Raw genomic sequence first — 24655 nt, forward strand, 5'->3', positions numbered from 1 at the left:
AAGAATTGTATTTGATATTTGCCATCAAAAGAGACATAAATGCTTCATTTGATGATATTTTATAATATCAGCATTCCAAAGCGATGTAAATTCTCCTACTTCTTTTTTTCACTAAGAATTAATTTCTATATTTGGAGAATATACAACCAAATTCCGATTTATTATCTATGACTGATACCATCTCTTACCAATATGCAGCTCCTTCCGCCCTGCAACGGTCGGCCAATCAGGACGAACTGTTTCTTGCCAAATACAGCGAAATAGAAAAGAAAGAAGCACCTTGTTTCTTTTGGGGAAAGTTGACACAACCCTACATGACAGCACGCTGCCTCATCGCATTATCCAACGTTGTGCAATCCAGTTTCAATCTGACACCGGCACAGCTTGCCATGCTGAAAGATCCGATTGTAACCGCAGGAAATGACCGCCTGCGCTTTGAAGGATTTTCTAATTGTGCAGGTGTATATGCCAGGGTCGACGTACTTCCTGACGGACACGACGGAGAATTTCCGGAAAACGGGACAACAAACGTAGATTTTAATCCCGGAATGATTTCCGCTTTAGGAGGAATAGGCAGACAAGAGAATGTGGTAATGTCAGTCGGTCCCAAAGAGGTGGGGCTTTATCATAAAGGGGAGAAAGTGATAGAACGGAAAGTACCTCTTCCCGTGAAATGGATAAAAGGACTGACTACGGTACAGATTTATCAATCCGCTGCGGAACAGCTCTACTCCTTCAATCGCATACAAACCTTGCAACTCTTCCAGACTCTTCCGAAAAGTAGCGTGAAATGCGACTATTATTTAGTGATGCGCGGTCAAAAACCCGCCTTTTCACCGGTGAAAAGCATGAATGCCGTCTGCATTGGAGGACTTCATCGCTTACGTCTGCTCGAGCCCTTGCTTCCGTTTGCCGATGAGCTGAAAGTCTTTGCGCATCCCACCATGCAATCTACCATTTGGCAACTTTATTTCGGTCCGGTACGCTTCAGCCTTTCTCTTTCCCGCGAATGTTGGAGAGGATTTTCCGGAGAAGGCGCCGCACTGGAATCCCTGCTCGAAGACGTCCCCGAAAGATGGATAGAGGCAATGGACAAATACAGTTATGCCAACCAACAGTTCAACCCCACTCTTTTTGCCATAGAAGAACATATTGACCTGGATAAGGTGGATTCTCTCTCGGCACGATTGGCAGCAATGGGATTATTGGGATTCGATTTGGATGAAAACAGCTTCTTCTACCGCCGCCTGCCTTTCAAAACCGAACGTATTTTAAGTCTCAATCCTCGAATGATAGCAGCAGAAAAGCTACTGGAAGAAGAGAAAGTAGAAATCATATCGAATGACGAGAAACGGACAGAAGCACGCGTGGCAGGAAGCGGAGGTGTCAGGCATACGGTCATTCTCGACAGAGAAAGTGAGAAAGAGCGTTGCACTTGCACCTGGTTCAGTAGCAATCAGGGAGAACGGGGAGCTTGCAAACATATTCTGGCAGTAAAGAAACTAGTACAATGGAAGAATTAAAAAAAGAACTGGAGAAATTATCCAAAGCTTATGTGGATACTCCGGAGAACGAAGAGAAGATATTAATCCCTTTTGTCAAGAGATTACTGGAGTTACCAATGAAAGAAAGGCGGAAACTGCTGCCGGTTATCCGGGATTTACAATGGATAAAAAGCAAGTTTGCCGGTTTCAGTAGTGAGACAACCTGCAGTGCGGCACGGGCACATTTTCTATCTGCTGTCCAGTTTGTCTGCGCCAACAAACGGGAAATGGATATGGCCTATCATGTGAAGTTTGATACGCTTTGCAAACTGCTCCCGCTTTACTACCCCACCTGGCTGACAGATTTCATCAACGATGACAAAACTTGGTTTAATTTCGATCTCAATTACGAACAGCTGACGCAGCTCATGGATATGGGATACCTCAAAGATATTGCTCCAAGCCGCATTGCACATGTATTCCCCTGGATTACCCGTATCAGAAATAAAGAGCCCAAAGGAAGCGATACTTTCAACAGTGAGTTATTACTCAAGCGGGATATCACCCTGAAAGAACATATCTGGACGATTTTCGAATACGAATCGTCCATCGACTATCAAGATGATTGCGCCAAAGAGGCTTATAAAAAAGGAGTTACCGCACAGGATGAAAGTATCAGTGCTGCCCTCTACCGTTTCTCGCTGGACGGCCATCTGGATAGAGAACGCCTATTAAAAGCCACACTCGCCACTTTTCACCGGAGCTTCAAAAAAGACATGGCAGGATGGTTTGCCGGATTCTTTGAAACTCTACAACCAACTACCGGAGAACTGTTATCCTTGCAAGAAGAGATGATGCAAATATTCACCTCTTCTTATACAAAACCGGTGAATGTGATGTTGCAACAACTGAAAAGTATCGCATCCGAAGAGGGATTCCGTTATCAGGAATTCATCGAACGTGCAGCTCCCCTTTTCTTCTCCAGCCCCAAAAACTCGCTACTTACCATCCATACTATCTTTGAGAAGATCGTTGCACGGCATCCCGAAATGAGAGAAGTCTGCTGCATCACTCTCTGCCAACTGTTCCTGAAGAAGGACGAGAACCTACAAAAGAAAGCCGCCGACTTCATCATAAAATATGGAGACGCTTCTTCGTCCAGTCTCCAAGAGACATTACAATCCTATCAGCCGGAGATGTTTCAAAGCGTACAAGCAATACTCATATCTTTCAGAGTACAGTCTGCCGGAGTATCAAATGCGACAGACATGAATCTTGAAGAAATCATTCATACCGGAGGAAATATTACAGACGAAACCTCCTTTAACGAGGAGCCGTCTTCGGCAACCGTCCGCATTTGCAGGGAAGACAACCATATTCCCTTTCCTGCCAGCAAAGAAGATTTTCTGTTCCAACTTAGCCGCCTGTTCGATATGGAGGAAAGCTGGGAGATAGAAACAACAGTTGCCGCTATTATTGCCTTCCATCCTCAACTGAACAAAGAAGATTTCGACCGGATGGGACCTGTTTTCCAACGGGCAACCAATATCGTAGCCAACAGTTGGGAACCATACGAGGAGCTTCTGGCTACCTTCCTGTTGGAATATCAACGTCTATGGACACAGACGACAGACACCTCCCGCACAGGATTCTTGAGAAATATGTTCACCCGGCTGGAAGAAAGACTGAAAGGAAGAGATCAAAACAGGGGAGCTTATGACGAGCGTTCTTTCAAACGACTTGCCGACTGGAAACCCGGCTACAGCGACGCAACCTGTTTCACACCCGTCCAACAGTTATGGCTGAATGTAATCCGTCAACTAAAGGAGAATAATACATTGCCCTTACTTTCCACTCCTACCCATACTCCGGCATACATACAGGCCACCGAACTGATACGCCGCCTCGCCGCATATCAGGAAGCAGGCACAAAGCCCTGTCCATGGGATTTCCAACTAGCGATTGCCCGCTGTGCCATGGAAGGCAAAGAAGAAGCCGTCACCACCGCCCGGCAACTATTGCAAGATGAATACCTCCATCTCTGCCTGTTCTTGTTGGATGAGAACACACAACCCGAACCGCCCTACAACCATCCGACCGGCTGGGTAGCTGCCGGACTGGTAAAAGCACCGGAAACTGAATTCGAAGTATTCAAGTCCTTCGCCTGCTGCACGTTGCCACACAACTATCTGGCAGGAGACTATGGGTGGAACAAATTGAAACCAAAAGAGAAATCATACGAAACGGACAGGCGTCTGCTTGAACTCGATTCCTACAAATGGCACAAATACGTCGAATTCAACAGCCATCAGCTATGGCAGGAACATCTGATTATCAACAGTAAATATAATATAGACGACTCCCGCTACATGGAACCTCTGCTATGTTACTTCCCTAACCGGCCGGAACCGTTGATAGCCCAGATCATCACCTGCTACATGGCTTTCGGCACTCCGCAGGAAGACAGCAAACGCACCCTCACCTGTGCTTTGCGGATGCTCCTTTCTTTCCACTGCCCGCTTCGGGAGATGAGCCTGCTCTTATTAGGCGGTTCACTACTTTTCGTAGACAAGACAGTCCGTTCCTATGCAGCGGAATTATGGGTAGAGGGACTTGCCGCAAGAAGAATAAACAACCGCCGGGTAGGAGAAATCCTGGCTCGCCTCATCACGATGGAGCTTGCTCCGCTAAAGCGCTTCACCACCCAGGTATACGAAAGCATGTACAAACGAAGTACTTTCCACAACCGTCAATTGGAAGAGCTACTCACAGTCTTTATCAGCGGATTGCCTGACAAACCCGTCACCGGACTCAAACAGCTGCTCGAACTCTATCTGGAACTACTGACTATCAACCATAGCAAAGTTACAGACGAACAACTCTTACAACATCTGCAAGAATGGGCTATGAACAGCAACCTGAAGAAGGTAGCAACTTCACTCAGCAATCTATAATGGATTGAAAAGACTTAATCCCTTACTTTATGCCACAGTATTAGTACAATTGTGACAGTAAGATGGTACTACCCGATCACTTAAACAACCAGAATTTAAAGGCAGCTTATTGGAGCTAAAGCCTAAAAGAAGTATCTTTGGCACACTAAATACAAAAGGCTGAATGATCATTCTGAAGTATAGTTTACCCATCCTCTGTCTGCTACTGACAGGATGCTCTTTCCTTTCGAGTCATAAAGAAGAAAAGGAAAGCATCCCCCTCGTAGAATACGAACATACGCCGGAGAATATACAACCGCGCGAAGAATGTTCCACCGTCTCGCCACCGGAGCGAAGCGAAATGGCTCTCTACATGGACTCATTAGGACTCATCAATATAGTTGATCTGGACAGCAGCCTCGTCGTAAAACTAATGTATACACAGGCTGATAATTTCACGGGTGAAGTGCTTTACGACAACTTAACGGAAGCCTACCTGCATCCGGATGCGGCATACGCTCTGATAGAAGCACAAAAAGTATTGAAGAGACTACACCCGTCTTACAGTCTTATCATTTACGATGCGGCACGTCCAATGTCAGTACAGAAAAAGATGTGGAACGTAGTGAAAGGAACGTCCAAATATAAATATGTCTCCAACCCCAACCGTGGAGGCGGATTACACAACTACGGACTGGCAGTAGACATCAGTATCCAAGACTCTCTGGGACAGCCCCTGCCTATGGGAACCAAAGTAGACCATTTAGGCGTGGAAGCACACATCACAGACGAGATCGAGCTGGTACATAATGGAAAAATAAGTGAAACGGAGCGTCAGAACCGGTTACTGCTACGAAAGGTGATGAAAGAGGCCGGATTCCGTGCATTACCCAGCGAATGGTGGCATTTCAATTTTTGCAGCCGGGACGTAGCCAAACAGAAGTATAAGTTAATACCATAACCGACATTCAACAACCCCATAATCAGAGCTCGACGATTCATTGTAATATCCTATAACACAATAACACCATGATGCAAATCTCTCCTGAAACCCAACTTTTTATTCGCGAACATTCATCGGACGATGTACGTGCACTGGCTTTACAAGCTAAAAAGTACCCGGATATAGATATGCCGACTGCCATCACCCAAATTGCAGGAAGGAAGGTAGCGGCCGAAAAGATTCCCTCATGGTGGGAGATGGAAAAGATATGGTATCCGAAACATCTGTCGCTAGAACAATGCTCTTCAGAAATCACCGCCCGCTACAAAGCACGTCTTTTGCAGGGAGATTCTCTGACCGACCTCACCGGCGGATTCGGCATTGACTGTTCTTTTCTTGCCACCGGATTCAAGTCCGCCACTTACGTAGAACGTCAAGAGGAACTCTGCGAAATAGCAGCACATAATTTTCCCGTACTGAATCTAAACCATATCAACATAAGAAACGAAGATGGAGTAACCTACCTGCAAGCAATGTCCCCCGTAGACTGCCTCTTCCTCGACCCTGCGCGCCGCAATGAGCACGGCGGAAAAACGGTTGCCATCTCCGACTGCGAACCAAACGTAGCCGAACTGGAAGAGCTTTTACTTCAAAAAGCCAACCGGGTAATGATAAAACTTTCCCCCATGCTCGATCTTTCATTGGCACTGAAAGAGCTGAAACATACACAAGAAGTTCACATTCTGTCCGTCAACAACGAATGTAAGGAACTACTCATCCTACTCGGACAAACATCACCGTCAGAAATCTCCATTCATTGCGTGAACCTCTCCACGAAAGGGACTCAAGAAGAACAACACTTTGTATTTACCCGCGAACAGGAGCAATGCAGCGAATGTACGTATACGGATTCTTTAGAAACCTATCTTTACGAACCGAATGCCTCCCTTCTGAAAGCCGGTGCTTTCCGTAGCATTGCAGCAGCTTACCCTGTCCGCAAATTGCATCCCAACAGCCATCTTTATACTTCCGGCACTTTCATTGAAAACTTCCCCGGAAGAATATTCCGTATTGTCAACCAGTGCAGTTTCAATAAAAAAGAAGTAAAGGAGAATCTGGCAGACCTGAAAAAAGCAAATGTGACTGTCCGTAACTTCCCCGCCACAGTAGCCGAACTCCGCAAACGAATCCATTTGGCTGAAGGAGGAGATACCTACTTATTTGCCAGTACATTAAACAATGGGCAAAAAGTTCTGATTCGCTGTGAGAAAGTCTGAACTATTTTCTATTTTTGCAAAAAAGGTGCGACAAGAAGTCGTACAAGTAATTGTTCAGCATAATGTCTGAACCTGTTGTTCCGTCAACAGTAGCCTAAAGAGGCGTGCTTTACGAGTAATTGTTTGGTGCGAAGCCCTCTTGACAATATGGTTCTATGCAGAAATATCCAATGTATAGGCTGTTAGGCTGACCGATATGAGTAACGTATGTGAACCGCTGCACCATCGTAACAAAAGAATAGCTTACGGATATTTACAAGCTATAGCCAAAATGGCGGGCAGTCAGGATAGTTCTCTCTTTTTCAGGACTACACGGATGCAGCACTGCCGGTGGATGGGCGGACTTTAAGTCGGTCGTAAGTTACTTGTACGGAACTTGGTAAGCCCGTATCTCTCCTGTCCTTTATCGGGCAGGTAAGCCAATCGCAAGAGAAGCCGAATGATGTGCGGGTAAAGGATTGCGGAGAAAGCGAACGCTTCCGTGTAATGCGGAAGATAGAGGTTTAAACGTCACCTCATGCGAAAGCAGGCAGACTTCCGCAGGGTAATTCTTTGTGAAACGATTGTAGAACTTTAACGAAATGAAGAAACAGCAAAGGAGCAAGGCGAAAGCCGAGTGTGCATCTTCAGCCGAGCGTAACACAACATGGAAAAGCATTGACTTCTCCAAATGTGAACGAAAGGTCAGAAAGCTGCAAGTCCGAATAGCAAAGGCTCATAAAGAAAAGAGGTACAACAAGGTTAAAGCCTTGCAGCACCTGCTTGTCACTTCGTTCGAAGCCAAGGCATTGGCAGTAAGGAAAGTGACCTCCAATAAAGGTAAACGCACGGCAGGGGTTGACCACATAAAGTGGGATACCGATGCCAATAAAATAGAAGCTATACGTTCTTTGACACGGAGAGGATATAAAGCCCTCCCATTGAAAAGAGTTAACATACCTAAGGCAAACGGCAAGACAAGACCGTTGGGAATACCGACCATGAAAGACAGAGCCATGCAGGCACTGTATCTTATGGCATTGGAACCCATAACGGAAAGTGAAGCGGATGCAAACTCTTACGGATTCAGAAAGTTCAGAAGTACGGCAGATGCGATAGATGCGCTTCACAGATGGCTAAGCAGGGATTGCTCTCCCGAATGGATATTGGAGGGAGACATAAAAGGCTGCTTCGACCATATCAGCCATGAATGGCTTCTCGATAACGTACGAATCGACAGGCAGATATTAAGAAAATGGCTGAAAAGTGGAGTTGTATTCAACAGACTGCTTCAACCGACTATTGAAGGGACACCACAGGGCGGCATTATTTCACCGACACTTGCAAATGCAACTCTTGACGGCATGGAAAGGATGCTCAAAGAGAAGTACAAGGCAAGTTATGTCAATGGAAAACTTTACTGCCCCAAAGTCAATCTCGTAAGATATGCGGATGACTTCATTGTCACTGCTGACAAAAGGAAAACGTTACTTGAAATAAAGGAAATGTTGACAGTTTTTCTAAAGGAAAGAGGACTTACCCTATCCGATGAGAAGACACTGATAACACATATCAGTGACGGATTTGACTTTTTAGGTTTCAATGTCCGGAAGTACAACGGCACATTGTTAATAAAGCCGTCAAAGAAAAGTCAGAAACGTTTCACTGACAAGCTGCATGAGGTTGTGCTGACCAAAGGTAAGGCATCATCCCAGCAGGAGCTGATAGAGAAACTCAATCCTATAATAAAGGGATGGGGTAACTACTACAGCCATGTGGTATCAAAGGAGGTGTTCTGCCGATGTGACCATATCTTAATAAATCAACTTAAAAGATGGTCATATCGCAGACATACCGACAAGTCAAGGAAATGGATAAGGAAGAAGTATTTTATCCGAAAAGGTGGCAGAAATTGGATTTTCGGTTTTGAATATGTATGTGGAGAAATAAAGGATAAGTTCACATTACAGCAACTGACAGAAATTCCAATCAAGCGACACACAAAGATAAGATGCGAGGCCAATCCGTTCGACCCATCATGGGACGAATACTTCGAAAGGCGGAAACTCAAAAGTGCCCGTCAACGTGCGTGAAGAAAACTTTATCGGAAACAAGTCATCGCAAGATGATTATGAGCCGATTTAATTTTATGAGAATTAAATTTAGAATTATCGGAGCTGTATGCGGTGAAAGTCGCACGTACAGTTCTTAATGGGGAAAGCGGCAGCAATGCCGCCGACCTACATAACAAACACAATCTAAACTAATCCAAATGAATCAAACACCCATAAAAGCGATTCTATTACTAATCGCATTCACCTTGTCCTGTCACACTCCACTTTTCTCACAGAGAGATTTTGAGCGACACGAGTTCTCTTTTCACGCGGGCTACGGCATTATGTTCCATCACCCTCCCACACTGACGTTAAGCACTCACAGTTACCAACGTACACTCGCACAAGGCGTGAGCTGGGATGGACAATATAATTTCCGCCCTCTCAAACGTTTTGTCTTTGGAGGAATCTACTCCGGATTTTCTTCCAAAGGAAGTCATCCGGAAGGGAAGGATCATTTATGGGTTCATTTCATCGGCACTCAAATCGGAATGTGTAATGCCAACACCAAGCATTGGCAAATCCGGGTAACAACCGGTCCCGGTGGAGTCATTCTACGAAACAACAGTGAGGTATTCGGCAAAGCACGAAAAGTGAGAGCCTTTACTATTGGTCTCCTGACCAATGCCAATCTTACCTATAAGCTGAATCCCAATCTGGGAGTCAGTTTAGGAGTACAATATATGTATAGCGAACTACTCAGAATGAGAACCCACTATCATGGAGAAAAGGTCATTGTAAAACTCGATGGCAATGCTGATGCTAACCTCACACGAATAAATATCACTTCGGGATTATCCTATTATTTCTAACATTCACTAAAAAAAGCACTATGAAGAAATATATACTTATTCTTTTCTCCATCATCAGCTTTTGGAGCTGTACGGAAGACGAATCGATCGACATCACAGTTTTACCTCCTGCCACCACTACAGGTGCCAACACCTTTGGCTGTCTGATGGACGGATGGATTTATGTGGGAGGACGATACCTGAATTGGGGACACTCGTATGTATGGACGTATGATTCATTCCACTACTATCCGGAGGAGGACAAACTATCCGTCAATGTTTCCGTCAAGCCTGACATCAACATACACTTCACCATTTTATCCCCCAAAGAAGGCAAAGAAGCAACTCTCACCGATATACGGTTCAGAGGAGAAGAACTGGAAGACGGAACAGCTTTTATAAGCCATTTCGACCCAGAATTGAATATTATCAGTGCAACCTTCGGCAACGGCAAACGTCTGACTAACGGACGTTTTGATATTCATTATACAACACAACAGCAATAACGGCGGCGACAGTAATAACTATTCAGGTTTATTTTCTTCTCCCACCTTATTGGAAGGATTATTGCTTTTCTGATACTCTTTGGGAATGGTTGTCTCATTTCCATCCCGTACAGCCATATAGTGTGGCGACATAATTTCAATGCCGGCTTCATTAAATTTATCCTGAATATTCTGATGCAAATCCGAATAAATCTGTGCCATTTTATCTGCCTCCCTGATATATGCATTGATCTGATAGACCGGATACCAGTCGCTTAAAGAGGTTTCCAACACAAACGGACGCGGATCATCTACCACTCCGGGAGTGTTCAATGCAGCATCAATCAGAATCTGATTAACCTGTCGCCAGGGAATATCATAACCGATAGATACTTCCGAGTGAATAATCAGTCCATATTCACGTGCCGAAGTACTATAATTTACCGTATGAGACGACATGATAAATGAGTTAGGTACGGTCACCACCTCATTCTTGGGTGTCCGGATACGGGTAACAAGGGGAGTCTTTTCAATAATATCTCCCGTGGTATCATTCAACTTGATCCGGTCGCCCATCTTGAACGGACGCATATAAGTAATCACCAGTCCGGCTATAATATTACCGATCACCGTACTTGATCCCAATGAAACGATCAATCCGACGAATACCGAAATGCCTTGGAACACACCGGAATCGGAACCCGGCAGATAAGGATAAATCATCGCAATCATAAATGCATAGAGCAGGAAACGGGCGATATGGAAAGTCGGCATCGCCCAGTCCGGGTAGAATCCGTTGATTTTGAGCCGTCCTGCTTCCACTTCACGCGCCAGATACAGAACGAGACGCACCAGATACTTCACGGCATACCAGATAACGATGATAGTGAACAACTTGGGAACATAGTCGATAATCCCCACAAAAATACCGCGAATCGGATTCCATATATACCCTAACAGTTGATATGCCAGTCCTTCTGTCTGCGGGAAGATGATGAAAATTAACGGTACGCTAAACAGTAGCTGCAATCCCATCAGTATATACCGCCCGATACTGGACAGGAATACTAACAGATTCGCTTGTTTCTGCGCATCCAGCAATTCATATCCCTGAATGGATACCGGTTTTATCTTCGTATCTTTCAGACGTAGGATACGCGCTTTCAGTTTACGGAACAGCCAGTTGGTCAAGCGGAACAGGAAATACTGTCCCACAATCACCAACACAAAATAGAGCACACGCTTTGCCATTCGCCAAAGTCCGTGCTCCGCTTTCATCTCATGCAGTTTGGTAATGACATTCTGCTGTCTTTCTTTAGCCAGCGAATCACGTGAGACGCCTTCCCACAAAGCATCCTGATCAGTAAGAGAAAGCAGCACTTTGCTGCCGTACATCAAATCGGAAACAATGTCCGAATGATCGATAGAAACAGAATCGGGGCGTAGATTAAAGCGTCTTCCTATTTCTTCAATCGCCGCACCGGTCATTTGAGCACGTTGTTGGGGAGTATATCCTCCACGTTTGGTAAAAAGGTAAAATAAGGTATCGCCGTCCGCCACTACCGGCACTCCTTTAGTGAACTGGCGTAAAGAGTCGATACGCTGTCTCTGCTGGGCATATTTTACGGAGTCGGCGGAAGCCATCTGTAGCTTCATCTGTTCCATTTCCATCCGCATATTCGCCTCGTTGAGCCGGGCTTCTTCCAATGATTTCCGCATATTCGCCAGATGGATAGAATCCGAATCCCGTCTCAAAGGAACATGTCCGTTCGTTATTGTATCTCCGGCAAATATCTTCTTGACAGCCTGTTCCAGCTGTGCTTGCGCCCCGATTGCCAGGAAAGAAAGGAACAACACCAGTAACGACCGCTTTATTTTATTTTTTTCCATACCTTACATTCCTTGATTATAATTAAGGCTAATCAAACTTTTCATTAAAAACAGAGCAAACATACGGATTGTTTTTGACATTACCATTTCCAAATTGATTATCTTTGCCACTAAAAGAGAAAAACCATGAATATATTGCTACTCATCGGGGGATTAATCCTCATTCTTCTAGGAGCTAACGGATTAACAGACGGCGCCGCCTCGGTAGCCAAGCGTTTCCACATTCCTCCCATCGTGATCGGTCTTACCATTGTCGCATTCGGCACTTCCGCCCCTGAACTGACGGTCAGTGTATCTTCCGCTCTCAAAGGCAGTGCGGATATTGCCATAGGCAACGTAGTGGGAAGCAACATTTTCAATACATTGATGATTGTGGGCTGCACGGCATTATTTGCCCCAATAGTCATCACCCGCAATACACTTAGAAAAGAGATACCACTCTGCATACTTTCTTCTATTGTCCTGCTGATCTGTGCCAATGACGTCTTTCTGGATAAAGCTTCAGAAAATATCCTGAACAGGGTAGACGGTTTGCTGTTGCTTTGCTTCTTTGTCATTTTCATGGGCTACACTTTTGCCATTGCCTCCAAGCCTACCACAACGGGAGATGCCGGACACCCGGTCATAGAAGAGGAAACAGAAATCAAATCACTGCCCTGGTGGAAATCCATTCTTTATATCATCGGAGGTCTGGCTGCACTTATTTTTGGAGGTCAGTTGTTTGTCGACGGTGCCACAGGCATCGCCCGCAATCTGGGTGTCAGCGAATCGATTATCGGACTGACTTTGGTGGCGGGAGGTACTTCTCTTCCGGAACTGGCTACGTCTATCGTTGCCGCATTAAAGAAAAATCCGGAGATTGCCATCGGAAATGTGATCGGTAGTAACCTCTTCAATATTTTCTTTGTACTAGGGTGTAGCGCGAGCATCACGCCTCTCCGTCTTAGCGGAATCACCAATTTCGACCTGTTTACGTTAGTAGGTTCCGGTATTCTGCTTTGGTTATTCGGGCTGTTCTTTGCCAAAAGGACCATTACGAGAATTGAAGGAGGAATTATGATATTTTGTTATGTGGCATATACGGTGGTATTGATTTATAATACCTGAAAATAATAAAAGGCTCCCGGCAGTAACACCGGAAGCCTTTTATTCCCACTAGCCAATTAAACTCTGATATTTATTTCACCTCGACAGTCGTCAGTATATTTACACCATATTTTCCATCGGCAGATGTCCACCAAGTAGTATTCCCATTTGCACAACGGATAGCATAACGGGGATTATACTTCAACCGATCTGAACCATCAGGTATCCACAGACCTAGTTTATACTCTCCGGCAGCCATTGAACCGGGTAACTGAACAGCTTGTTCTACAGAATGTGTCAATGGTCTACATAATATATCACCCGGTTGGAAAGGTTGCCAATCCAACGGACTGGCTTCAGTCAGGAGCTCTGTCACTTTTCCTTTATCATCAATCAATACAAAATAAACCGGATGTTCTCCGAAGACGGTGGCGAAACCTCTGTTCACCAGGTTCAGAGTCAGTTGGTTCTCTTTTCCTGCTTGCAGATGATCCGGTAATTGAAGGGATTGCAATTCTATACGATAGCCTAGATGGTCGCGTATATAATCGAACATATTGCGTTTCACTTTCGTTCCGTCCTGTTTCCGGAAATAGCTGTCGGACACAGGCATGAGATGCTGGCGAAGAGAATCTTCCGTTATCATTGTCTTCTTCCAGACAATCATGGAATATTCGGGAGGATTATTCTCATCAAATCTGTTATTAGGATGCTGTTCCTTATAATTATGGATAACGCTCAAAGAAGTATAATGCTGGAGGAACAGACGTCTCGCTGCTTGCAGTCCGTCAATAATCCATCCGGCAGACGGACTGTCGGGATCGGCTCCTACGCTCCAGAATCCCCAGGGGAGTTCTCCGTCTACTACCAGATAAGGAGATTCTGCTACGATTTGATCGAATTTGGCAGTCCCTTCGTGCATGTCGGCATCCCATCTATCAGGTCGTATGACGATAAAATCATCGTGGAATGAAAGCCTTTTATACAGTTCCGGTTTATCTTTCAACAAGTTTTTAAATTCCGGAAGTCTCACCTGCACATTTCTGCCTTCGGGCACTACTGACAGTAATTTTTCCAATACCGCAGCCTTTGTCTCTTCCGAGTTCTCAAGCCCCTGAATAGAGCTATGCCATTCGCCCCATGCTCCAATCATTCCGGCTTGCACCACCAGAATCAAATCTTTATTCTTCTCCAGGAAAGGTTTCAGCTGGTCCAGATGTTCCAGAATCTGTTCGCCGGTGGGGCCAACGGCAGCTCTTCCCATGAAATCTCTTTCATAAGCAAAACGCAATACGGCTTTCTTTCCCTGCTTCTGCAATTCATCGAAATACGCCTGCATGGTCAGGAAGTTTTCCTCCGATAGTTTTTCACCGATTAAATAGGTAAGATAGAAATAGCTTTGAGCCAGCGAAACACTATCCGCCACATATTTCTCCGACAATTCTACCAGCTCTTTTGTAGGGCTATCCTTTTCATGCAGCACATCTACCGCTGTCTCCAGCCGGAATCCTCTTCCGGGATTATAGAGCCCATTCTCACCGTGTAAATCATCGACACAGATTCCGCGAAACTCAACAGTCCGCCGGGAATCACCGCATCCACTTGCCAACAAGGCAAATAAAGCAGCTATTACACTGCCATACATCCAGTTCTTCTTCATAGTAATATATTGTTTGCCGGCAAATATATAACAAATCGAAACACGACCATCCGTTATCACTCATTTCGCACAGTAAAGTATCAGTTTGGGATAAATAATGCAAAAGTATTGGATAATGCTAAGATTGTATTTGTCCCACGACAGGAATTGCCCTACCTTTGCCTGCATCTCAAAAATTAAGGTAATACATGAAAAAACAAAATTGGCTACTCTTACTTTTCATTCTGCTGCTTCCGGCAGAAAGTATGACTGCTGAAAAGAAAACAGAAAAAAATGATAGAGAGATCTGGTGTGAAATAATGTACCAGATGGCGACCCCTGTATTAAAGAATATGAGTGACGGCCTGTTGAAACAGAATATGCTTGTAGAACTGAGCCCGACATGGGATGGTCGCAATAAAGAGGTTACTTACATGGAGTGTTTCGGGCGACTGATGGCAGGGCTGGCTCCCTGGCTATCATTACCGGATGACGATACGGCAGAAGGCGTACAACGCAAGCAGCTACGGGAATGGGCTTTGAATAGCTATAAACAGGCTGTTGACCCTGCAGCACCGGATTATCTGCTGTGGCGTCAGGAAGGACAGACTTTAGTTGATGCAGCGTATATTGCAGAGAGTTTTTTAAGAGGGTACGATGCTTTATGGATGCCTTTAGACAGTGTTACCAAACAACGATATATCAATGAGTTTACCCAACTCCGACGAGTGGACCCTTCATACAGCAACTGGTTACTGTTCAGCGCAACTGTCGAATCGTTTCTTCGAAAAGCAGGCGCACCCAGCGACACCTATCGTATCAGCTCTTCTTTACGAAAGATAGAAGAATGGTACGTAGGTGACGGCTGGTATTCGGATGGCCCCAACTTCGCATTCGATTATTATAATAGTTTCGTAATACACCCCATGTATATCGAAGCATTGGAAATTATCACCGAAGCCGGCAAACATAAAAAGATATGGAACATGCCCGGCTGCGATTACCACAAAGCGATCATGCGTGCACAGCGATTCGGAGTGATCCTCGAACGACTCATCTCTCCGGAAGGAACACTGCCCGTTGTCGGACGTTCCATTACTTACCGCACCGGTTCACTGCAAACACTGGCATTACTCGCCTGGCGCAAATGGCTTCCTGAAGAATTGACAAACGGACAAGTACGTGCCGGCATGACGGCCGTCATCAACCGCATGTTTGGAAATAACCGCAATTTCAATGAGAAAGGTTTTCTTACACTAGGTTTCAACGGTTCCCAACCCGGCATTTCGGACTATTACACCAACAATGGCAGTTTATATATGGCTTCCCTTGCTTTTCTACCGTTAGGCCTTCCTGCCGACGATCCCTTTTGGACAGATGCTTCACAGCCCTGGACTTCGAAAAAGGCATGGGATGGAGAGGATTTTCCAAGAGATCATTCTTATCATGAGGAGTAATTGATAATCAGCATTATATAATAGTTTCCAGTTGCACTGGAAACTATTATCCATTACGAATGGAAACTATCATGTAACACAGCTCCTTGTTTTTATTCCTTATAAGTAAGAAAATCAATAAATATCACTTTTTTGTGTTGTGGATGAAACAAGTAAAGAAGAGAACAGTTTAATAGTAGCCAAACCCTTGACTTCTCCTGTTTTATTTCGTATCTTTGAGAAAACAAAAAGAAGAAAAGCAAGATGAAACATATAAATATCAAGACATAAATACGTATTAACAAGCATATATTTCCATATATACAAGAATAGGAATGGGAGAAGATCAGCACTGATTTTCTCCCATTTTGTTTATATAATTCACAAACATTTCTGATATTCATCAAAAATAGTTTCTAATAAACTCGAATACCGTTCTTAATAAACTCTTCAACTATTTATTAAAAACGATATTCGGATTTATTATAGAGCTGTAAATATATTATCTCTATAAAACAGCAGGCTTATTCATATCTTAACAAGAAAGGTCACTATATAGTCAATATTACATACAAATACTACGTGATATTTTTCTTACATATATTAATAGCACATCCTTTCTCTCTAAAAAACCAGTTACCAAATAAGAAAATCAAAAAGCAAATCATGTAGTTTCAAAGGAAATAGAAAAAAAGTATTAGTATCTGCTAATATTATATTTGTCTCCCGTTCAAAATAGCCCTACCTTTGCTTATCGTCAATTACAACATCTCATTAAACAACGAATAAAACATTAACCCTTTAAATAAAAGTATCATGAATAGACAAAACCTTTTCACTTTATTTGCTACATTCGCATTACTCTTCTGTTTCACATATTCTTGTAATGCCAAAGGAAAAGACAAAGCCAAACACGTTGTCTTCATCGGTTTGGACGGCTGGGGTGCATACAGTCTCCCCAAAGCGGATATGCCTAATGTCAAAAAATTAATGGAGGACGGAGCCTATACATTAAAGAAACGCTCCGCACTTCCTTCGTCCAGTGCCATCAACTGGGCTTCCATGTTCATGGGAGCCGGACCGGAACTGCACGGATATACCGAGTGGGGCTCTAAAACTCCGGAACTTCCCTCACGAGTATTAAACCAGCATGGCATTTTCCCAACAGTTTTCCAATTGCTGCGTGATGCTCGTCCTGAAGCAGAAATCGGCTGCTTGTACGAATGGGAGGGGATTAAATATTTGGTAGATACTCTTTCCATGAGCTATCATTATCACGTTGCTGATTGCAACAAAACTCCTAAAGAATTAGGAAATATGGCATCTGCTTATATTAAAGAAAAACAGCCGGCACTGGTTGCTATCTGTTACGATGGTCCCGACCATACCGGTCACACTGAAGGGCATGACACTCCTGCATATTATGAAAAGCTCAAAGAACTGGATACTTATGTCGGCCAAATCGTTCAGGCAGTAAAAGACGCAGGAATCCTGGATGACACCATTTTTATCTTAACTTCCGACCACGGAGGCATCAACAAAGGACACGGAGGAAAAACAATGCAAGAAATGGAAACTCCGTTTATCATTTCCGGAAAGAATATCAAAAAAGGACTTAGATTCGATGACATAAGTATGATGCAATACGATGTAGCTTCTACAATAGCATCTATTTTCAATCTTGAACAACCACAAGTTTGGATTGGCAGACCGATGAAGGCGGTTTTCAAATAATTTTTTGAGATTATAAAAGAGAAGCTAGACACTATTTAGCTTCTCTTTTTACTTTATACAAAATCCAGCAATAGTCGTATATCTCTGATATTATTATATCTGTTTACTACATTCGTTAATATAATCATATTATGCGGCTTTTTCATAAGTCAAAACCTAGTTCTTTTTTACAAGAATAATAAAATAAGATTCTCACTGTTGTTAATTACAAAATAATATTTGTATCAGAATCCATATCCTTTAACCTTCGCCTCTTAATAACATAATAAAAAAGCAATCAAAAGCCACGACATAAGATCCATTAATCGATATACGCTTTCCCATTCTAATAATAACCTATTTATATTCCTCCATTAAAAAAAGGACAAAAGCATATTTTAATACCACATTACAGAAAAGTATTAGAATAGGATAAAATAATACTTGTCTATCACTATATTATCCCATACTTTTGCATCATCCAATTATTGTTTGAGGTTTCCATGGATCAATCAATAATTGAACAGAGTTTATAATCTAATACAATAAATTATGAGAAGAAAAATTCATTTTCTACTATTCCTTTTTCTTTGCATAACTAGCATTCCACTAGCTGCTCAGAATATTGAAATAAAAGGTATAGTTACAGAAGCTGCAACAAATGAACCTCTACCTGGAGTTACAGTCAGTATTAAAGGAAAGGACACCGGCACAGTAACAGACATGGATGGAAAATATTCCATCAAAACAAACCAAGGAGATATTTTACGATTCTCAGCAATAGGTATGAAACAAATAGAGAGAGCAGTTACATCCGGTGCTCCGATCAACGTCTCAATGGAAGAAGATAATATTGCTCTTGAACAAGTAGTAGTTATCGGTTACGGTACAGTGAAAAAAAGCCATCTTTCGGGAGCTGTAAGTTCGGTTAGTGCCAAAGAGCTTAACGGACAGGTTGCTTCCAATGCTGCGACAGCATTACAAGGAAAGATACCCGGAGTATCAGTGGCAAGTTCCAGCGGTGATCCAAATGGAACGATGACAATCAACGTACGCGGTATCAGTTCATTATCCAACAACAATCCACTGTATGTAATTGATGGCGCATTCGGCGACATCAGCATGGTCGATCCGAATGATATCTCTTCTATCGAGGTATTAAAAGACGCTGCTGCAGCAGCCATCTACGGTTCACGTGCAGCAGGTGGCGTGGTATTGATCACTACAAAAAGCGGCCGTAAAGATATGCCAACCAAATTGGATATCAACTTCTTCACAGGCATCAGCCACACCCCTAAAACCCTAAAAGTATTTAATGGAGAAGAATACAGTCGTTTCGCACGTTATTATCGTCTGGCGGGCGACGGTTACGGATCAGAAAACGGGGCAACCCCTTTTATCGGTGAGGGTACAGACTGGCAGGATATAATGTTACGCACCGCCATGACCTACAAAGCCAATGCTACAATCAGCGGCGGTTCGAAAAATGGTTCTTACAGTTCATCCGTAAGTTATCTCAACAAAGAGGGTATATTGCGCAATACAGATCATGAGTCTTATAATATCCGCCTGAAGAGCGATTATTCTTTCCTGAACAATCGATTAACCATAGGTGAATCGATGATTGTAAACATGACAAAAGGAAGCGGCTACATTCATCAGGATACAATGTTCGACATCTTCCAGTTTCCCTCCGTTGTACCCGTATATGACCCGACGAATTCAGGGGGCTGGGGTACTTCCAACGATATCAACTTACCCAACCCATTGGCAGAAATGACAGTCAATGATGAGCGAACTGAAACAACCAGAATTTTCCTCAATGCCTATTTGCAAGCGGAAATCATCAAAGGATTAAAATACAAGCTCAACGTAGGTATCAGAAAAGAACATACTAAATGGCGCAAATATACAGATGCATACGATTTAGGTACATTTGGAAAGAATGACAAACCCGACCTGGAAGAAAAATCATCCACCTGGGAATCGTGGGTTTTAGAGAATACTTTGAACTACGACCGTACATTCGGCAAACACAACCTGTCACTTCTCGCCGGTTACTCTGCGCAGAAAGACAAAAGCCACAGCTTATATGGAAAGAATAGCGATATGGCCCAATTCATAGAAACAATGCCGGGCAATGTGGATCCGTCCAACCTGAAAGCATCCAGCAGCCTGAATGAACTGGCATTAGTATCTCTATTCGGACGTGTCATGTATTCATTCGACGACCGCTATCTGTTTTCTGCCTCCATCCGTCGCGACGGTTCGTCACGTTTCAAGAAAGGGCATCAATATGGTGCATTCCCATCCGCTTCCATCGGATGGAACATTAACCGCGAAAAGTTCTTCAAACCGTTGGAAAATGTATTCGACCAATTGAAGTTACGTTTCAGCTACGGTAAACTCGGTAATCAGGAAATGACCAGCTACTATCCTACGCAAAGTGTAGTATCGGATGGAATGAACTATGTATCGAACAATTCACCATGGTTTGGCTCCATGCCTTATGTACAGGCTATTTCACCAGCCAATCTGACATGGGAAAATACAGAAACATATAACATCGGTCTGGATGTCAGCCTGCTGAACGGAAAATTAACTTTCACTGCCGATGCTTATGTGAAAAACACCAATGACGTACTGCTGCCTATTCCCTCGACCGCATCTACCGGTATCAGCGGAAACTCGATCCAAAATGCAGGACAGGTACGAAATAAGGGATTTGAATTTGCCGTGAATTATCGGGGTTCTATCAAAGATAAGTTCACTTATTATATAGGTGCCAATATCGCTGCCGACAAGAATGAAGTAACGAAAATCACATTGGGCGGCCAGAATCTGATGATTTCCGGTTATAGCGCACACGGTGCCGGTGGTCGTGGTATCAATATGTTTGCCGAAGGACATTCCATGTCCTATTTCAACCTGATTGAAACAGACGGTTTGTTCCGTTCGGCAGAAGAGATTGCCAATTACAAGAACAAAGACGGCGAACTCATTCAACCCGGAGCCCAGGTCGGCGATATCCGCTACAAGGACTGGAACGGTGATGGCAAGATTAATACAGACGACCAGCATGATGTAGGAAGCCCTTTCCCCGATTTCACTTTCGGCGTCAGACTGGGTGGTGAGTGGAACAACTTCGACTTCAACCTTTTCTTTGACGGTATGGTAGGTAACAAAATCTATAATTATCCGCGTTATCGCCTGGAATCAGGAAACTTCAACGGAAATATGAGCACTGTATTGGCAAACTCGTGGAGACCGGACAATCAGAACACCGATATTCCACGCTTCTCTAAAACAGATGGTGCAGACAACAAATGGGCATACTCCGACAGATGGCTTGAGAATGGTTCATATATGCGTCTGAAAACATTGGATATCGGCTATACATTGCCCAAAAACCTGACCAAAAAAGTCAAACTTGAGAATGTAAGAATATACACTTCAATGGAAAATCTATTCACACTGACCAAATATTCGGGTTATACTCCGGATTTGGGTGAAAGTACTGTTGCCGGTGTTGACTACAACGTATTCTCAAGAGGTATCGACCAGGGACGTTATCCATTGCCCCGCACCATCTCATTCGGAATACAAGTTAACCTGTAATGCCTTAAATTAATATTAAACATTAAAAGTCTATAAACATGAAAAGAAATTGGTTATCATATATGTGCATGGCAGCTCTTCTTTCCGGAGCACTGACATCGTGCAACGAATCCAGCTTTTTGAATCTGTCGGACCCTAACCATTTCACTGAAAGCAACTTCTGGAAAGATAAAGCAGATGCGGAAAGTGCTTTGGCAGCCGCCTATTCCCCTATAAAAGGAGCCATGTACGGATACTTCGGCGCATTCGACGGTTGGCTGAACCTCAACGGTCGCGGCGACGATATCTTCACCATCAAAGGAGAAGAAGTTCCCATGTGGAATATTGCAAACTTCCTGAATTCACCGTCCACCGGCAACGATCCTTATGGAGCGCTTTATTCGGGTATCCAACGTGCCAATATCGTATTACGCTATATCGACCAGGTACCGGCTTCGGGCATTACGGAAGAAGATCGTTCGATGATTAAGGGCGAAGCGCTCTTTCTGCGCGGCTATCAATATTTTCTGTTAGTCAACAACTACAAAGAAGTCCCTTTGCGACTGATACCGTCTAACGAAGATGAAACCAACAAAGGGCCTGCCACTGAAGCAGCATTATGGACACAAGTGGAAGAAGATCTGGGTAACGCAATCAAATGCAATCTGCCCGTAGAACGCACCACTGCCAAAGAGCGGGTTACCAAAGGCGCTGCTATCGCAATGTTGGGTAAAGTATATGCCACCCAACATAAATATCCGGAAGCCAAGCAATTATTAGGAACATTATTAAAAGCTCCTTATTCTTATGAGTTGGTTGACAACTTCGGTAAGAACTTCACAAATGAAGATGAGTTCAATAAAGAATCCGTGTATGAAATAGCATACAGTCCCGACGGAGAATACTCATGGAGCAACGAAAGTGGAATCTGTCTGGGTTGCTATATACCACAGTTTATCGGTCCGGTAAAATCCGGCGGATGGGCCAAACTGATGCCGAACTCTTTCATCGTAGGAGAATTCACCAAAGAAACTCGCCCGAGCGATGCAGATACCAAGTTTGACAAACGTATGTATGCCAGTCTTTTCTTTGATGCAGCCAACTACGGCGACAAAGTACCCAACGAAAAATGGTATGGAAACAATTACTCGATGGACGAGCTTTGGGAAGGTAATGAGGGTAAAATGGCAGGAGGAGCTCCCAGCTTCAATGTCAACGGAACGGCAGGTAAATTCTTAATCAAGAAAAATACCGCATACTATGTAGATGATAAAGCACCGGATAATATGGGTAATAAGGAAGGAAGGTCCAGCAACTTACGTGTGATGCGTTTTGCGGAAGTCTTGCTGCTTTATGCCGAGGCATGTGCCAAAACCAATGATCCGGACGGTGCCAACTATGCTTTAAAACTAATCCGCAACAGAGCAGGACTTCAGGAAAAGACTTTCGCACAAGAGGAACTTATGACTGAAATCGAACATCAATGTTTATTGGAATTCTTCGGAGAAGGTCACCGTTTTTATGATCTCAAGCGTTGGTATTCTGTCAGCGAAATTCAATTGATTTTCAAGGCCAACGGGAAGCAGGGTGCAGAAAATTTTCAGGAAAAGCACCTTTACTATCCTATACCGACAAGTGAATTGAACAATAATACTGCCATGGTGCAAACCAGTCTATGGAAATAATGTCCAGACAAGATTAACTTAATAAAGAAACAATATGAAAAAGATATATTCATTATTATTCGTATCCCTCTTCCTATTTCTAGGATACTCTTGTGACGACGGAAGTCTGAGTCACAGTGATGTCTACATTCCTGATCCGGTAGAAGAAACCGATGAAGATGACGGATTCTCTGCCGAACCAACCACCGAGGCTGTCATCAAAATGCAGTTCGGGGATGGACATGAGCATCAGATTATTGATGGTTTCGGATGTGCTTTTGCCGAATGGTCACACCGCATCTGGAATAATATGATGCGTGAAGACGTAGTGGACGATCTGTTTGGCGAAAATGGTTTAAAACTGAACATATTCCGGGGAGAAGTATTTCCACACTATCAGAATCCTGTCACCAACGTTATCGACTTCGGCATTAACCGCACATTCAATCTGGCAGCCAATGATCCGTCTATGATTAATGATTACTGGAGAGACTTTAATGGTTCAGGATGCGGCGAACAGGTACAGTTGGGGCAAATGTGGTTAGTGGACATTCTCCAGAGGAAATACAAAAATGTAAAGTTCATGTTTTCCACATGGAGTCCTCCCGGAACGATGAAATCTAACGGTAAGCCTTCCGGCGGTAGTTTGAAATCCGGTTCGGAAGATGCATTCGCTGATTATCTGATAGACTTCATCAAAGCATATACAGAGAAATTCGGAATCAAGATTTATGCCATTTCACCATCCAATGAGCCGAACAGTAGCGGAACAGGTTGGAATGGATGTAGCTGGAGTTACACCAATCTTGCAAATTTCTGCCAAGATAATCTTCGCCCGGCTTTAGACAAGGCAGGTTATCAGGATATGAAAATTATCTTTGGAGAACACTCATGGTGGAAAGCGGGAGTCACCTTCCTTGAAAACGGTTTGAAGGTTCGCCCCGAATTAGCAAATTCTAATATCATTGCAGCCGCTCATGGATATACTTTAATCGGTAACACTGAATTCGTACAATCACCTCTCTGTGCAGAAAATAACATTCATATATGGAATACAGAGACCAGCTCTACAGACACATACGATCCATCCTGGAAAAATGCAATGCAATGGGCCACTACTTTCCACAATTATCTGGCTGTTTCCAATCTGAATGCATTTGTATGGTGGGCAGGCGCACGTCCTTGTACCAATAATGAAGCACTTATCAGACTGGAAGAGGCACTACCCGGAACAAATTATGAAAGAGCCGCCCGCTATTATAGTTATGGACAGTTCACCAAGTTCATTCCGGAGGGAAGCCGTCGCGTAGACGTAAAAACGATTGCTCCTGAAAATGGTGAAGAAGTTTTCCCTAAAGAACTGTTAATGACAGCTTATGTTAAAGACGACACTTATACGATCGTATTAGTGAATAACTCTACAAGCAAAGCTTTCGAAACTAAACTGGAGATTGAGGGAAAAGAATTCCAGACAATGATTTCATATACGTCAGACGAGGGTGTAAAATGGCAGCGTAAGAAAGTAAACCCGTCTCTTAGCGGATTGCGCGCCATCACTGTTCCCAAATTTAGCGTTGTAACCATCACCGGTAAAATGAAAGACATTGGAGCTGAATAATCATCC

General features: G+C 43.7%; 16 protein-coding genes. 14 read left to right on the forward strand and 2 right to left on the reverse strand.

The window, feature by feature from the left end:
• Positions 1-167: 167 nt before the first annotated feature.
• The 8 genes from NXX38_RS04915 to NXX38_RS04950 all read left to right on the forward strand — a co-directional run bounded on the left by NXX38_RS04915 (position 168) and on the right by NXX38_RS04950 (position 10027).
• On the forward strand, positions 168-1523 hold the full coding sequence (locus tag NXX38_RS04915) for an SWIM zinc finger family protein (protein WP_195649399.1): 1356 nt from the start codon (positions 168-170) through the stop codon (positions 1521-1523).
• Positions 1511-4438, forward strand: coding sequence for a DUF6493 family protein (locus NXX38_RS04920; RefSeq protein ID WP_258978715.1), 2928 nt, complete (start codon positions 1511-1513; stop codon positions 4436-4438). The genes NXX38_RS04915 and NXX38_RS04920 overlap by 13 nt, the downstream gene beginning before the upstream one ends.
• A 163-nt stretch (positions 4439-4601) precedes the next feature.
• A complete protein-coding gene (locus tag NXX38_RS04925) occupies positions 4602-5378 on the forward strand; it encodes a M15 family metallopeptidase (RefSeq protein WP_258978716.1) in 777 nt (258 codons plus the stop codon).
• Between the two features lie 68 nt (positions 5379-5446).
• Positions 5447-6637, forward strand: coding sequence for a THUMP-like domain-containing protein (locus NXX38_RS04930; RefSeq protein WP_258978717.1), 1191 nt, complete (start codon positions 5447-5449; stop codon positions 6635-6637).
• 196 nt (positions 6638-6833) lie between these two features.
• Entirely contained in the window at positions 6834-6986 is a 153-nt protein-coding gene (locus tag NXX38_RS04935; RefSeq protein ID WP_167511788.1) for a hypothetical protein, read from the forward strand.
• 232 nt (positions 6987-7218) lie between these two features.
• Positions 7219-8709: a group II intron reverse transcriptase/maturase gene (gene ltrA / locus NXX38_RS04940; protein WP_258978446.1), complete on the forward strand. Its 1491-nt coding sequence runs from the start codon at positions 7219-7221 to the stop codon at positions 8707-8709.
• Between the two features lie 179 nt (positions 8710-8888).
• Positions 8889-9542 (forward strand): hypothetical protein, encoded by a 654-nt coding sequence (locus NXX38_RS04945; RefSeq protein ID WP_148366811.1) that lies wholly within the window; start codon positions 8889-8891, stop codon positions 9540-9542.
• Between the two features lie 20 nt (positions 9543-9562).
• Positions 9563-10027, forward strand: a complete 465-nt coding sequence (locus NXX38_RS04950; protein WP_195648805.1) for a hypothetical protein — start codon at positions 9563-9565, stop codon at positions 10025-10027.
• Between the two features lie 18 nt (positions 10028-10045).
• Here NXX38_RS04950 and NXX38_RS04955 read toward each other — a convergent pair whose 3' ends face one another.
• A complete protein-coding gene (locus tag NXX38_RS04955; protein WP_258978718.1) occupies positions 10046-11896 on the reverse strand; it encodes a mechanosensitive ion channel family protein in 1851 nt (616 codons plus the stop codon).
• A 126-nt stretch (positions 11897-12022) separates the two neighbouring features.
• Here NXX38_RS04955 and NXX38_RS04960 point away from each other — a divergent pair, with 126 nt between their 5' ends.
• The gene (locus NXX38_RS04960; RefSeq protein WP_258978720.1) at positions 12023-13003 is read left to right on the forward strand and encodes a calcium/sodium antiporter; all 981 of its coding nucleotides are present in this window, start codon (positions 12023-12025) and stop codon (positions 13001-13003) included.
• Positions 13004-13073: 70 nt separating this feature from the next.
• Here NXX38_RS04960 and NXX38_RS04965 read toward each other — a convergent pair whose 3' ends face one another.
• A complete protein-coding gene (locus NXX38_RS04965) occupies positions 13074-14642 on the reverse strand; it encodes a DUF4832 domain-containing protein (RefSeq protein WP_258978721.1) in 1569 nt (522 codons plus the stop codon).
• A 188-nt stretch (positions 14643-14830) separates the two neighbouring features.
• On the opposite strand from NXX38_RS04965, the gene NXX38_RS04970 reads away from it, so the two are divergent.
• From NXX38_RS04970 to NXX38_RS04990, 5 genes are all read left to right on the forward strand, one after another.
• Positions 14831-16078 (forward strand): DUF2264 domain-containing protein, encoded by a 1248-nt coding sequence (locus NXX38_RS04970; protein ID WP_258978723.1) that lies wholly within the window; start codon positions 14831-14833, stop codon positions 16076-16078.
• A gap of 795 nt (positions 16079-16873) precedes the next feature.
• Positions 16874-17791 carry an alkaline phosphatase gene (locus NXX38_RS04975; RefSeq protein WP_258978724.1) on the forward strand — a complete coding sequence of 306 codons (918 nt, stop codon included), beginning with the start codon at positions 16874-16876 and terminating at the stop codon, positions 17789-17791.
• A gap of 531 nt (positions 17792-18322) precedes the next feature.
• Positions 18323-21388 (forward strand): TonB-dependent receptor, encoded by a 3066-nt coding sequence (locus NXX38_RS04980; protein WP_258978725.1) that lies wholly within the window; start codon positions 18323-18325, stop codon positions 21386-21388.
• 38 nt (positions 21389-21426) lie between these two features.
• Positions 21427-23052, forward strand: a complete 1626-nt coding sequence (locus tag NXX38_RS04985; protein WP_258978726.1) for a RagB/SusD family nutrient uptake outer membrane protein — start codon at positions 21427-21429, stop codon at positions 23050-23052.
• A gap of 34 nt (positions 23053-23086) precedes the next feature.
• Complete coding sequence (locus NXX38_RS04990) at positions 23087-24649, forward strand: glycoside hydrolase (RefSeq protein WP_258978727.1); 1563 nt, start codon at positions 23087-23089, stop codon at positions 24647-24649.
• Positions 24650-24655: the final 6 nt, after the last annotated feature.

This window comes from Bacteroides sp. BFG-637 (assembly GCF_024793605.1).
Classification (GTDB): Bacteria; Bacteroidota; Bacteroidia; order Bacteroidales; family Bacteroidaceae; genus Bacteroides; species Bacteroides vicugnae.